A 14125-nucleotide genomic window follows, 5' to 3' on the forward strand; every position below is an offset into this window, starting at 1 on the left:
ATACTCATATACTATGAAAAAAATATTTCCCTTCATCATTTTAGTTTTATTATTAATAAGTAACTGTAAAAATGATAAAGTCAAAGAAACTACGATAAGTCCTAAAATAGAGGATGAATCTGTTGAAATAGAGCACGTGGTAAAAGATGATACAGCAGAAAAAATAAAAACATTTTTGACCGATACTTACTTAAAAAATGATTTAGAAATTCTACAGGAAATCAATCGAAAATTCCAATACCATGAAGTTGATTTAAATCACGATGATCAAAATGAAATATTTGTGCGCTTTATGTCTCCATATTTTTGCGGAACAGGAGGCTGCACCTTTCTTTTATTGGATTCAAACATGAATATGATAACGCAATTCTCGGTTACAAGAGCACCAATATTTGTTGAACAAACTGATAAGAATGGATGGTCCATATTATTAGTTAAAGATTCAGGTGTTTTTAAGGAACTTGTTTACGAAAATGGATCCTATCCAAACAATCCTTCGGTACTTCCCAAAGCTCCTTACGATGCTCCCAGTGGCCATGCATTGATTTTGTTTGATGAGAATTACAGTAATGAAAAAACCATAACCTATTAAAAAGATTTGTTGGAAACTAGATATATTCTAATCTAGCTCATAACCTTAACTATCATTTCTTTTAACAAGTCTTTCTGCGGAATTGCGTTAGCGCCAACACCTTTACTTTTAACATCAAATTCTCGTAAGAGCCCTATAATACTGCTCACTTTTTTCATAGGATAATTTCTGGCTGCAACAATATACTCTTCTGTAAAATAAGGCGATATTTTTAACGCCGAAGCAACACTTCGAGGTGATTTATCATTTAAACCATGAAGATGAAGCAGTTTAGCAAAGTAGGTATGTAAGAACCCAACTGTTACAACCATTGGATTGTCCTTTGGGTTTTCACCAAAATACTTGACTATTTTATGCGCTTTTAAAACATCGCGAGCTCCTATGGCCTTATGCAATTCAAAATTATTGTAATCCTTACTGATACCGATGTTTTCCTCAATTAATTCAGGTGTAATCTGGGTCCCTTCTGGCAATACAATTTTGAGTTTATTCAGTTCATTACTGATTTTGCTTAAATCAGTACCAAGAAATTCCGTAAGCATTTGGGAGGCTTTGGGTGTAATACTATAATTCTGCCCTGCTAGAACGCGGCTAATCCAACTTGGCACTTTATCTTCATAAAGCTTTTTACTTTCAAAGACAACACATGTTTTTTTAAGCGCCTTATAAAGCGATTTACGTTTATCTAGTGTTTTATATTTATAATTAAAAACCAAAATAGTGGTTGGTTGAGGTTGCGAAACATATGTAACCAGATTTTCAATAGTCCTGGACAATTCTTGGGCTTCCTTAACAATAACCACTTGATATTCTGCCATCATAGGAAATCGCTTGGCATTAGCAATAATGTCGTCTATGGAAACATCACGACCATATAACACCATTTGATTAAATCCTTTCTCCTCTTCAGACAAAATAGTTTCTTGAATATAATCGGATATCCTATCTATGTAATAAGGTTCTTCGCCCATTAAAAAATAAATAGGCTTCAGGTTTCGGTTTTTAATGTCACTAACTAATGCTTTAACTTCATCCATTCAAAAAAAATCACCAAATTTGTGTTGTGCAAGAATTACAATTTCCTACATATGCGTTTCGTTTCAAAAGTAGCGAAAATAAAGTATCTATTTTTGATCCTATACGTAAAAAATTCGTGATTTTGCAGCCTGAAGAATGGGTCCGGCAACATTGTATTCAATATCTAACCCAAGATAAAGGCTATCCTATTTCACTGGTAAATGTAGAAAAGGAATTGCGAGTCAACGATTTAAAAAAACGTTATGATATTGTGGTTTATAATTCAGACGGCTCCATACATTTGATTGTTGAATGTAAAGCTCCCCATATCCTTATAAATCAAGAAACATTTGATCAAATTGCCCGATACAACTTATCTTTGAATGCATCATATCTTATGGTCACCAACGGATTAAATCATTATTACTGTCAGATGGATATGGAATCAGAACGGTATAATTTTTTAAAGGATATTCCTCATTATTGAAAATGAAAGTAGCTATAGTTATATTGAATTGGAATGGTAAAGCATTACTTGAGCAGTTTTTGCCTAGTGTCCTCTCCTATTCTAAAAATGCGGATATTTATGTTGCCGACAATGCCTCCAACGATACTTCAGTTGAATTTGTAAAATCCACATTCCCAAGTGTAAAGATTATTCAAAATTCAGATAATGGTGGTTACGCAAAAGGGTATAACGATGCATTGAAATTTGTCGATGCGGATGTTTTTTGCTTACTCAATAGCGATGTTGAAGTTACGCCCAATTGGTTAGACCCGGTAATTAAAGAATTTAATACTAATCCTTCGACAAGTATCATTCAGCCAAAAATTCTGGATTACAAAAATAAATCCTACTTTGAATATGCAGGTGCCGCCGGAGGATTTATTGATAAATTTGGATACCCATATTGTCGTGGTCGCATATTCAACACTATTGAAAAAGATGAAGGTCAATATGATGACAATTCTGAAATCTTTTGGGCTTCTGGTGCATGCATGTTCATAAAAAAAGAGGTATTTGATAGTTTAAATGGATTTGACGAATCGTTTTTTGCCCATATGGAAGAAATCGATTTATGCTGGAGAGCATTTAATTTAGGATACTCTTCAAAATATGTCCATGACTCTGTTGTATATCATGTTGGAGGTGCCACACTTCAAGAGAGTAATCCGCAAAAAACCTATTTAAATTTTAGAAACAGCCTTTTCATGCTAGTCAAAAATGCACCAGGACACGTTTTAATTCTGGTAATTGCTCGGCTACTGTTAGATGGCTTGGGAGGCATTAAATTTTTATTTGAATTAAAGCCCAAACACAACGCTTCAATTTTAAAGGCACATTTATATTTTTATGGTTATTTGCCAAAATTGATCAAACAAAGAAAGCAACTAAAAAAGCGTGCAAACTACTTTAAAACGACCTCTATTGTTTGGCAATATTACTTCAAAGGGAATAAGCATTTTAATTGTTTATAAATTTGTTAAAGTTTTTGTTAACACACTTCAAAGGGATAATTCTTTTATATAATTTTGGTATGTTAATTAATAACAACTAAATCACATTATTTCATTATGAAAAAATTAATTTTATTGGGTATTTCATCAATGTTTCTTTTAGGCTCGTGTGTTTCCAAGAAAGAATATGCAGCTTTGGAAGCCAAACAAAAAGAAACTCAAGATTTATTGAATTCTGCTACAGTTAAACTGAACTCATGTTTAGAAGAAAAAGCGTCTGCCTCTGCAAGAGCTACTGCACTTGAAGATCGAATAGCTGATTTAAGAAGATCAAACGAAAACTTAATTCAAAGTAACAAAGACCTGACTATTTTAACTTCAAAAGGTGCTTCAAATGTTGAAAAGACATTGGAAAGCATGAAGGAAAAAGACTTGAAAATATCGCGCTTACAAGACGCTATGAATAAAAAAGATAGTGTCATGTTAGCTTTAGTAACCAGTTTAAAGAAAGAAGTTGGTATCAACGACCCAGACATTGAAGTTAATGTTGAGAAAGGTGTTGTATTTATATCTATTGCAGACAAATTATTATTTAAGAGCGGTAGCTATGTTGTAAATGATCGTGCTAAAGAAGTATTGGGCAAAGTGGCTAAAGTTGTTAAGAGCAAGCCTGATTTTGAATGTATGGTTGAAGCGCATACCGATCCTGTACCTTATAACAAGCCACCTTTAATTGACAACTGGGATTTAAGTGTTAAACGTGCCACATCAGTGGTTCGTGTTTTGGAAGAATTAGGTGTTAATTCGGGCAAACTAATCGCTGCAGGTCGCTCACAATACGTGCCAATCGAGTCTAATGATACAGCTGAAGGTAGAGCCGCCAATAGACGAACACGAATCGTCATACTTCCAAAGATTGATGAATTCTATGATATGATCGAAAAGGAAATGAAAAACCTTGAAGCTGCTGGAAATTAATTCAGAAATTATAAAACATTTAAAGCTCAACCTATCGGTTGGGCTTTTTTTTTAGAAAATTTCCAAACTACCTTTCCCTTCTCTGATAATGGTCGGTACATCTTCGGATAAATCAATAATGGTTGATGCCACATTATCACCGTAACCAGCATCTATAACCAAATCCACAAGATTATCCCATTTTTCATAAATCAGTTCAGGGTCTGTTGTATACTCTAAAACATCATCTTCATCATGAATGGATGTTGAAATGATGGGGTTTCCCAATTGCTTTACTATTTCCAGTGCAATAGCATTCCCCGGAACACGAATTCCAACAGTCTTTTTCTTTTTAAAAACCGATGGTAACGTTTTAGCACCTGGTAAAATAAAGGTGTAAGGACCTGGCAACGCTCTTTTCAGAATTTTAAATGTAGAATTATCTATTTGCTTAACATAATCACTCAAGTTACTTAAGTCATGGCACACAAAAGAAAAATTTGCTTTTTCTAGCTTGACACCTTTTATTTGAGCTATCCGCTCTAAAGCTTTGACATTGGTAATATCACATCCCAATCCATAGACCGTATCCGTTGGATAAATAATCAATCCGCCACGTTTTAAAACCTCAACGACTTTTTTTATTTCCCTCGGATTTGGGTTTTCTTCATAAATCTTAATAAACTCTGCCATTGACAATTCTTTTAAGTGATTCGATACAAATTAAATATTTTTGGTTCAATTGATCGGTTATTTAGAAATAAAAATAAATACTGACTAAAAAAACCTGAATTTTATGTAACATTTACCGTCATTTTGAGTCTTTATAATATGCCAAGACTCTTGTTTTTCTTATTACTTGTTTTCTTTTCTTGTTTTTTAAGGGCCAATAATGTCATTAAGAAAAAGGCTATTATTTTTACAAAGTCCGAAAAAATTAATGAGCATACTACCCGAATACCATTCAAACTGGTTGACCACCTGATTGTTGTGGAAGCCGAAATTCATGGGCAGAAAGGAAACTTTATTATAGATACTGGATCCGAAGCCATGATTTTGAATAAAGTTCACTTTAATAATTTAAACAAACATCAAAAAAAAGATAACCAGTCCTATGGTATTTTAGAAGCAGTTGACAATCCTTACGAAAAACAAATCAAGGATTTTGTTCTTGAGAATTTCAAATTGGAATCTATAAATTCTGATGTCATTGATTTGTCTCATATCGAGCACAGTAAAAAAGTAAAGCTTTTAGGTATTATTGGTTTTTCAGTTCTCAAAGAATATGAAGTTTTTATAGATCTCTATCTAAATCAAATAACATTATCAAAAGTAGATCGAGATGGAAATAAGCTAGATAAAGATGTTTATTTAGAAGAAATAGTCGACAGTCTCAATTTTACCCTCAAAAACCATACAATCATCCTCTATGGCGATGTTAATAACCAAAAAGTAAAATTCGGATTGGATACGGCAGCGGAATTCAATCAAATAAGCAAAAATCTCAATAAAGAGATTTTAAAAAACTTTATACCTAAAAAACGATTAACTTTAGTTGGTGCTGGTAATCGAAAAATTGAAGTCATGGCTGGAAAAATGCATAGAGTTCGCTTAAGTGAAACACTATTCTTTGGACCTATGAATACAGTTTTGACAAATTTTAGTCAAATGAATAAAGCATTTGGTACAGATTTAGATGGTATATTGGGGTATGAATTTTTCAAAACAAAACGAACAATTATTAACTATCATAAAGAAATGCTTTATTTTATAGAGTATCCAATTACACAACATTGAGAAAAGGTTTAATACATATTGTACTTGGTTTCTTTTTTTGTTTTTCCTTTCTAGGTTTCTCCCAAGAACAAACAATTAAAGGATATCGCATTGATGGTGATGATGTGGTATTTACTTTTGATAAGCGGGATTATGAAAAAATAACGTCCGACAAACATCAATTTACTGATGATTTTGAAGACTTTAAAATACATGATGTCATTGTTTCCGGTCAGTTTAATAACTGGACTCGCGACGATTGGAAAATGGAGCGTATCAATGAAAATATTTTCGAATTACGGAAGAAAATAACGGATTTCACCGATGAATTTTCATGGGAATTTAAGTTTTTGATTAACGGTAAATTTTGGGCTGAACCTAATAACGAAATTGCAAATATTGTACCTGCCAAAACTGAAGAGGGGATTGAACTTCCTGTCTTTAATCTCAAACTTTATACAGCATACCAAGATCAAAATGGAAATGCCTGTTTTAGGCTGAAAGGTTTTAAAGATGCTGAAAAAGTTATTATTGCCGGTTCCTTTAATAAATGGGATGAAGATTATTTTAAAATGAATAAAACAGAAAATGGCTGGGAATTATCGCTACAAATTAATCCGGGAATCTATGAGTATCGCTACATTGTCGATGGAGAATGGATAGAAGACCCTGGTAATCCGAATAAAGTAGAAAATGAATATGGAGAATTTAATTCAGTCATCGATATTACCAAACTCGTCACTATTAATCTGAAAGGATTTACAGAAGCCCGAAAAGTCATTCTTTCGGGCAGTTTTAATGACTGGTCTGAAAACTCTTATAAAATGAAAAAGACAGACTCTGGTTGGACTTATAACTTATGGCTTTCAGGCGGGAAGCATCATTATAAGTTTATAATTGACAATGAATGGTTTGTTGATCCCTATAATCCAATAAAAGAATATGATGGCCGAGGCAACATCAATTCGGTTATTATGGTGAAATAAGTATTAACTGATCACTTTTAATTTGGCAAAGCGTAATAATAGTTTTTTTACACCCCCATTATCAAACTTAATTTCAGCTTTAGTATCGCCTCCAGCACCCTCAATTTTTATGACCTCTCCCTTTCCAAATCGCATATGTTCGACAATATTTCCAACGGCCAGCTTATTGTCAAACAAATTGGTATTGCTATTTGTTTGAGTCACCGGCTTTAGATTTTTAGGTGTTGTAACTGTTTTATTCTCTAATTTTTCAACAGGTTTACCCTTCTTTTTGAATGATGGTTGAACCGGTTTTTTAAATCTAATTTTATTGGGTTCAATATCTCCGAAAATATCAGCATCAAGCATGGGGTTAAACCGACGTTCCTCAATAGGGGTAATAACATCAAGATATTGGTCGTCAATTTCTTCAATAAAGCGACTAGGTTCAGAGTCAATTAATTTACCCCAGCGATATCGTGATAAGGCATAGGTCAAATACGCTTGTTTTTCTGCTCTTGTAAGTGCTACATAGAATAGCCTTCGCTCCTCCTCCAGTTCACTTCTCGTATTCATGCTCATAGCACTTGGAAACAGGTCTTCTTCCAACCCTACGATATATACATATGGAAACTCTAGCCCTTTTGCCAAATGAATCGTCATAAGTGCCACATTATTACTGTCTCCTTTATCGGCATCTAAATCGGTTGCCAAAGCCACATCTTCTAAAAATTCGGCTAGTGACGCTGTTGCATCCGCTAATTCTTTCTGACCTTCCACAAAATCCTTAATACCATTGAGTAACTCCTCAATATTTTCCATTCGTGCAACACCTTCAGGTGTGGCATCTTTATTAAATTCTCGGATAAGACCACTAGCTTTGACCACATGGTCGGCTAATTCAAAAGCATTAGCCGTTTGATTCAAGACCTGAAAACTCTTGATTAAAGTCACAAAATCTTGGAGTTTATTACGCGTGCCGGAATTGATATTGATTTCAAGTTTGTCAATATGTTCCATGACCTCAAAAATCGAGCGATTATAACCATTTGCAGCCACAATTAATTTGTCAATGGTAGTTTGACCGATACCTCGAGCTGGGAAATTGATAACACGCTTCAAAGCTTCTTCATCCGCTGGATTGATTATTAATCGTAAGTAAGACAAAACATCCTTGATTTCCTTGCGTTGATAAAACGACAGTCCACCATAAATTCGATATGGGATATCACGTTTTCGCAAAGCATCCTCAATAGCACGCGATTGTGCATTGGTGCGATATAAAACGGCAAAATCACTATTTTGTAATTGATTCTGCATTTTGTTTTCAAAAATTGAACTTGCTACATATCTTCCTTCATCACCATCCGTCAACGACCTGTTAACAATAATTTTGTTTCCTTCATCATTAGCAGTCCATACAACTTTATCTAATTTAGTTTGATTCTTGTCAATAATTGAATTGGCCGCATTCACAATGTTTTTGGTAGATCGGTAGTTTTGTTCAAGCCTAAATACTTTGACATCATCATAATCCCGTTGAAAATTCAAAATATTATTGATATTAGCACCACGGAAGGCATAGATACTTTGCGCATCATCTCCTACGACGCAAATATTCTGAAACCTATCAGACAAAGCTCTGACTATCAAATATTGTGAATGATTGGTATCCTGGTACTCATCCACCAAAATATATCGGAACTTATCCTGGTATTTCGCTAAAACATCAGGAAAACGGGTCAATAACTCATTGGTTTTTAGCAACAAGTCATCAAAATCCATAACTCCTGCCTTAAAACAGCGGTCTACATAGTTTTTGTAGATTTCACCCATTTTAGGTCGACGTGCCATGGCATCAGCCTCTATTAGTTCTGGATTTTGAAAATAAGCCTTAACGGTAATTAGGCTATTCTTATAGGAAGAAATGCGAGAACGAATTTGCTTGTATTTGTAAACATCTTTATCAAGATTCATTTCCTTGATAATGGACGCTATCAATTTATCAGAATCTTGAGTATCATAAATAGTGAAGTTGCTGGGATAACCCAGTCGATCTGCTTCAAATCGCAAAATTTTAGCAAACACCGAGTGAAAGGTGCCCATCCATAGATTTTTAGCCTCACTCTCTCCTACAATGGTTGCAATACGGGCTTTCATTTCACGCGCCGCTTTATTGGTAAATGTTAATGCCAAAATATTGAAGGCATCTACGCCCTGACTCATCAAATAGGCAATTCTATAGGTCAATACCCGAGTTTTGCCTGAACCTGCACCTGCAATTACAATCATGGGACCTTCCTTCTGTAAAGTAGGTGCCAATTGCGCATCATTTAGCTGGCTTAAATACTTCTCCAAACTTCAAATCTTTTAAAGTGTGAAAATAACCATTGCAAAACTTTTAACTCTATTGAATTATGAATAATTATAAACAATTTACGGGTTTAAACTCTAATGAAATTTAAATATCTTTACTTCAAAAATTTTTATAAATGAGTACTTTTTTCGAATTTCTGTGGCGTATTAATTGGTGGATGTGGATTTTAATTGTCCTCATCTTGGTAGCATTAAGAGATATTTTTATTCAGAAAAAGCACACGATAAGCCATAATTTTCCAATAGTCGGACACATTCGCTATTTATTTGAAAGCATTGGCCCAGAAATTAGGCAATATTTTGTTGCTAATAATCGCGAGGAACTTCCCTTTAACAGAATTGAAAGAGGCTGGATTTATGCTTCTGCCAAAAAAGAAAACAATTATGAAGGTTTCGGAACGGATAGGGACATTTATGCACACCAGCATATTTTTATCAATAATGCCATGATGCCTTACAAAATTGATAAAAATCATCCCAATGCTATAGACAAAAACTTTTTACCATGTGCCAAAGTTATGGGGCTTTACAATAAACGTAAAAAACCATTTCGCCCAGCTTCCGTTATTAATGTATCTGCTATGAGTTTTGGCTCGCTCTCTGCCAAAGCTGTTGAATCGCTTAATAAAGGCGTTAAAATTGCTCATGCTTACCATAATACAGGCGAAGGCGGTTTATCTCCTTACCATAGCCATGGCGGCGATGTGATTTTCCATTTCGGTACAGGCTACTTTGGTGTACGTGATGAAGAAGGGAACTTTTCAATGGACAAACTGGTGAAATTGGTTGAAAAAAATCCATTTATTAAAGCCATAGAAATTAAACTATCGCAGGGTGCTAAACCTGGAAAAGGCGGTGTTTTACCAGCAGCAAAAATCACAAAGGAAATTGCCGATATCAGACATGTCCCGCTCGGGAAAGATGTTTTGTCACCTCCCAACCATTCAGCATTTTCAAACGTTCCCGAAATGATGGAATTCATTGAATCTATTGCAGAACACACTGGTTTACCAGTTGGTATCAAAGCTGCAATTGGCAAACTGGATCAATGGGAAGAATTGGCAGATTTAATGATTAAAACTGGTAAAGGACCTGATTTTATAACGGTTGATGGTGGCGAAGGTGGTACAGGTGCAGCACCTCCGAGTTTTGCGGATCATGTTTCCCTACCTTGGGTTTATGGCTTTAGTGATCTTTATAAGGTATTTCAACGGAAGCAACTTACCGAGCGTATCGTCTTTATTGGAAGTGGAAAACTGGGTTTTCCAGCTAAAGCGGCTATGGCTTTTGCTATGGGCGCAGATTGTATTAATGTTGCTCGAGAAGCCATGATGAGCATTGGCTGTATTCAGGCACAAGTCTGCCATACCAATCGTTGTCCAAGCGGCGTTGCTACTCAAAATAAATGGTTACAAAGCGGTATCAATATCCCTTTAAAATCTGAACGGTTAGCCCAGTATTTTAAAACCTTCCGGAAAGAATTTATTGAGATAACCCATGCTGCTGGTTATGAACACCCATGTCAGTTTAAAATGAAGGACATCGATGTGAATGTAGATGACCACAACTTATCGGAAAATTTAAATAGAACCTACATGTACGAAAAAACAGAAGTTCCTTTTTCAAATATGAACTCTCTAAAAACATGCCCATATTTAGGTGGTAACTATTAAAAATGCTTCAAATTATCCTACAATAATAATTTGAAGCATCATTAACTAACACTCAAATAAAATATCTTTACTCCTTAATAATTTTTTTAATAGTACTTCCTGATTCAGAAATCAGTTTCAAGAAATAAACACCATCTGAAAGTTGTGAAAGATCAATGGATTTATTGCTTTGAATTAATTCTCCATTTAATATAATTTGTCCGTTGACACTTACTAAATTAAATTTCAAATCCTGATCCGTTAAAATTGTCACGATATCAGTTACTGGATTCGGAAACAATGAAATATCGCTAAAATCAACATTTTCTACTGATAAACTAGCACAATCTATACTGTATTCAGTCTGCTCGTCAATTAAAGTCCAACGTTGGGTACTATATTCTGGATCATCTACCTTTACACAAGTTAAAACAGCATTGTTATAAGCACTAAAATCCCTAATCGCTGTATTATTTCCGTTGGCAACATCTAAAAATTCGAGGTCATTATTCTCACATAGCAACCGTCTCAATTGGCTATTATTTGACAAGTCTAAACTTGTAATCTGATTATTGATACAGTTAAAGTAATTCAAAATACTATTTTGAGTCACATCCAAAGTTGTTAAAAAATTATTACCAACCGATAAATGTGTAATGGATACATTGTTAGTAATATCAAGTTCCTGAAGTAAATTGTTATATCCGTATAACTGCCTTAAGTAAATGTTTTCAGAAAGGTCTATATCACTTATTTGATTATCATAGAAGGATAAGTTGTTCAAATTCGTATTTCCCGTAACGTTTAATTCAGTTAATTGATTTTGTCCACATGACAGACTTAAAAGCTCTCGGTTTTCTTCTACAATTAAAGTAGTCAAACGGTTCATATTACAATTTAAAATTTCTAAAGCTGTATTACTTTGTAGATCCAAACTAGACAATTGATTATTGTTACAGCTGAATTCTTTCAACGAGGTATTTTGACTCAAATCAATACTCTGCAAAAGGTTGTACGACAAATCCAATATTTCAAGCGAACCATTAGAGCCAACATTTATTTCCGAAATCAAATTGTTTTTACAAATAACCTCCTCTAAAAAAGGGTTGTTGCTTACATCAATTTGATATATTTCATTGGCACTACAATTGAATTTCGTTAAAAGTATATTATTACTTAAGTCTATTTGCTGAAGGGCGTTATTGTAGCAATCTAATTCATCTAATAAACCAAGATTGGACAAATCTAACTCGGCTATATTATTGGAATGACATATCAAACTCGTTAAATTAGAATTAACTGGAAAGTCAATGGTTTCAAGTTGATTACTATAACATTTAACTTGAATTAAATTGTTATTTGAAGTTAAATCCAATTCGGTTAAATTGTTGCTGCTGCAATTTAAATAAATCAATGAACTAAAATCTGCAATGCCAGTAAGATCATTTATTCCACGACCACTAATATTGAGATAATTAACACTGGTAATGTTTTGCGACAGTACTTGTCCATCCAATGGATAAGAATCATATCCCAATTGAATTAAAGCCGTTTCAAACTGACTATCTGGAATGGCCGTAAACTGTGAAAAACCATTCATGCATGAAAGCATCATTACAACCAGACAAAAATAGTATAGTCGTAATTTCATATAAGTAGCTACGCTACGATTTAGGTTGGTCTTATTTTTCATTAGATTTGGGGTTACTAATTTTAAAATATTCAGACTTTAGAGTGCTAATATAAAAAAAACAATTCTATGAAATGCATATTTTTCCGATAAAATGCATTTTTATTTTTTATTTATCTGTTTTTCAATACTTTACAAAAGCATGTTTTTTCCGAAATTTTCTTCTTTTACAAAGTTTATAGATGATTTTGTTTAGTTTGCAAAACACATTATGTTTGCTATTGAAATATCAAACAATGGAAACAGAACAAATAATTGGTTTATTTTTATATGCTATTCCTGCACTTATAACAGGTCTGATTGCATATTATTTTTTTAAGGAACACACCAAAAATGAAGATGGCAGACGCCGTTTTCTATTGCAAAAAGAGATGCAAGTCAATGCTATGCCATTACGATTGCAAGCTTATGAACGTATGGCACTTTTTTTAGAACGAATTACACCTTCAAAATTACTTATTAGAGTTCATCCAAATTCTTCTGATAAAGATAGTTATGAGTCTTTACTTATACAAACAATTGAACAGGAGTTTGAACACAATCTATCACAACAAATCTACTTAAGTGACGAATGTTGGAACATTATTACAGCCGCTAAAAATGCTACCATTCAGCTCATTCGAAAAGCAGGACTTTTAGAAAAAACCGACTCTGCCAATAAACTACGAGAGGTTGTGTTAACAGAAATGATGGAGAAGCGCGCACCTAGCGATGCCGCTTTATCGTTTATAAAACAAGAAGTCAGCGAGATGTGGTAGCTCCACCATGCTTGCGTTTAGCATAGTCATAGCCTTGCTCCCACCATTTGACCATTAAGCGCCTGCTAAAAATCAATGAGTTTTCGGTTAGAGCAGTCGGTGTATAGTATAAATTAAGTTTAACACCTCTATTTTTTGCAGCCAATTGACCTATAATAATATCATTACGCTCTACCTGATCCAAAAGATGGCCGAATAAATTCAGCATGAGCGAAAATGGATTTTTACCCAATACCTTATTACGCTCCATATTTTCAGCTTCCAATACAACAGCATCCACTTCGGTAGCACCACGCTTGATAGCCTCCCTGATAGGCACTACACAACCCAATCCTCCATCAGCATATTCATAGCCGTTGACTTTGGCTATGGACATAAACGGAATATAATTACAAGAAATCCATATCCAATTGCAAAATTCCTCATAAGTGCAATCCTGAATCGATTTATACTCCACACTATTTTTAGACAGGTTCGATACAGTTACCACCAAATCGTGTTTGGTAGATTTTATCTGCTCATATTCTTCCCTAGTAAAATTCTTTTTAATGTTGCGCCTCAACGCTTTGCTTTCACCGAAGGTTCTTTTTAAACGAACAAACTGCCAAAGTGAATTAACAAAATCAATGGAAACATATTCGCGATCTCCTTTCTTTCGTTGCACAAATGGACTCACACTAAAAATATCATGTTGTTGTACATTGGTAAAAATATCGTAGAGTTTAGGGATATTGTTCACTGCCAAATGCGGTACCAACAAACTCCCAGTTGAAGTACCCAAAAACATATCATACCGCTTTCCTTGTTCTTCCATTAAATATTGGGCTACACCGCCTGCGTAAGCCCCTTTACTTCCTCCTCCAGATATCACTAGTGCTCTCATA

General features: G+C 34.3%; 13 protein-coding genes. 8 read left to right on the plus strand and 5 right to left on the minus strand.

Going from position 1 to position 14125, the window contains the following annotated elements:
* The first annotated feature begins 13 nt into the window (after nucleotides 1-13).
* Entirely contained in the window at nucleotides 14-592 is a 579-nt protein-coding gene (locus tag C1T31_RS10755) for a hypothetical protein (RefSeq protein WP_103052501.1), read from the plus strand.
* A gap of 32 nt (nucleotides 593-624) precedes the next feature.
* On the opposite strand, the gene holA is transcribed toward C1T31_RS10755, so the two are convergent.
* Nucleotides 625-1629: a DNA polymerase III subunit delta gene (gene holA / locus C1T31_RS10760; RefSeq protein WP_103052502.1), complete on the minus strand. Its 1005-nt coding sequence runs from the start codon at nucleotides 1627-1629 to the stop codon at nucleotides 625-627.
* A gap of 26 nt (nucleotides 1630-1655) precedes the next feature.
* Here holA and C1T31_RS10765 point away from each other — a divergent pair, with 26 nt between their 5' ends.
* From C1T31_RS10765 to C1T31_RS10775, 3 genes are all read left to right on the plus strand, one after another.
* On the plus strand, nucleotides 1656-2096 hold the full coding sequence (locus tag C1T31_RS10765; protein WP_103052503.1) for a type I restriction enzyme HsdR N-terminal domain-containing protein: 441 nt from the start codon (nucleotides 1656-1658) through the stop codon (nucleotides 2094-2096).
* 2 nt (nucleotides 2097-2098) lie between these two features.
* Complete coding sequence (locus tag C1T31_RS10770; RefSeq protein WP_103052504.1) at nucleotides 2099-3088, plus strand: glycosyltransferase family 2 protein; 990 nt, start codon at nucleotides 2099-2101, stop codon at nucleotides 3086-3088.
* Between the two features lie 96 nt (nucleotides 3089-3184).
* Complete coding sequence (locus C1T31_RS10775; RefSeq protein ID WP_103052505.1) at nucleotides 3185-4045, plus strand: OmpA family protein; 861 nt, start codon at nucleotides 3185-3187, stop codon at nucleotides 4043-4045.
* A gap of 51 nt (nucleotides 4046-4096) precedes the next feature.
* Here the strand turns inward: C1T31_RS10775 and C1T31_RS10780 are convergent, their stop codons facing one another.
* Nucleotides 4097-4717: an L-threonylcarbamoyladenylate synthase gene (locus tag C1T31_RS10780; protein WP_103052506.1), complete on the minus strand. Its 621-nt coding sequence runs from the start codon at nucleotides 4715-4717 to the stop codon at nucleotides 4097-4099.
* A gap of 138 nt (nucleotides 4718-4855) precedes the next feature.
* Between C1T31_RS10780 and C1T31_RS10785 the strand changes: the two genes are divergently transcribed.
* On the plus strand, nucleotides 4856-5821 hold the full coding sequence (locus C1T31_RS10785; protein ID WP_103052507.1) for an aspartyl protease family protein: 966 nt from the start codon (nucleotides 4856-4858) through the stop codon (nucleotides 5819-5821).
* Entirely contained in the window at nucleotides 5818-6786 is a 969-nt protein-coding gene (locus C1T31_RS10790) for a hypothetical protein (RefSeq protein WP_103052508.1), read from the plus strand. Before C1T31_RS10785 ends, C1T31_RS10790 begins: the two co-directional genes overlap by 4 nt.
* Before the next feature lie 3 nt (nucleotides 6787-6789).
* On the opposite strand, the gene C1T31_RS10795 is transcribed toward C1T31_RS10790, so the two are convergent.
* The gene (locus tag C1T31_RS10795; protein ID WP_103052509.1) at nucleotides 6790-9123 is read right to left on the minus strand and encodes an ATP-dependent helicase; all 2334 of its coding nucleotides are present in this window, start codon (nucleotides 9121-9123) and stop codon (nucleotides 6790-6792) included.
* Nucleotides 9124-9257: 134 nt separating this feature from the next.
* On the opposite strand from C1T31_RS10795, the gene C1T31_RS10800 reads away from it, so the two are divergent.
* On the plus strand, nucleotides 9258-10814 hold the full coding sequence (locus C1T31_RS10800; protein ID WP_103052510.1) for an FMN-binding glutamate synthase family protein: 1557 nt from the start codon (nucleotides 9258-9260) through the stop codon (nucleotides 10812-10814).
* 67 nt (nucleotides 10815-10881) lie between these two features.
* Here the strand turns inward: C1T31_RS10800 and C1T31_RS10805 are convergent, their stop codons facing one another.
* Nucleotides 10882-12486, minus strand: coding sequence for a T9SS type A sorting domain-containing protein (locus tag C1T31_RS10805; protein WP_103052511.1), 1605 nt, complete (start codon nucleotides 12484-12486; stop codon nucleotides 10882-10884).
* Nucleotides 12487-12719: 233 nt separating this feature from the next.
* On the opposite strand from C1T31_RS10805, the gene C1T31_RS10810 reads away from it, so the two are divergent.
* Nucleotides 12720-13241, plus strand: a complete 522-nt coding sequence (locus C1T31_RS10810) for a DUF7935 family protein (protein WP_103052615.1) — start codon at nucleotides 12720-12722, stop codon at nucleotides 13239-13241.
* Here C1T31_RS10810 and C1T31_RS10815 read toward each other — a convergent pair.
* Complete coding sequence (locus C1T31_RS10815; RefSeq protein WP_103052512.1) at nucleotides 13225-14124, minus strand: patatin-like phospholipase family protein; 900 nt, start codon at nucleotides 14122-14124, stop codon at nucleotides 13225-13227. The genes C1T31_RS10810 and C1T31_RS10815 overlap by 17 nt on opposite strands.
* Nucleotide 14125 lies beyond the last annotated feature (1 nt).

Source organism: Hanstruepera neustonica (assembly GCF_002895005.1).
Classification (GTDB): Bacteria; Bacteroidota; Bacteroidia; order Flavobacteriales; family Flavobacteriaceae; genus Hanstruepera; species Hanstruepera neustonica.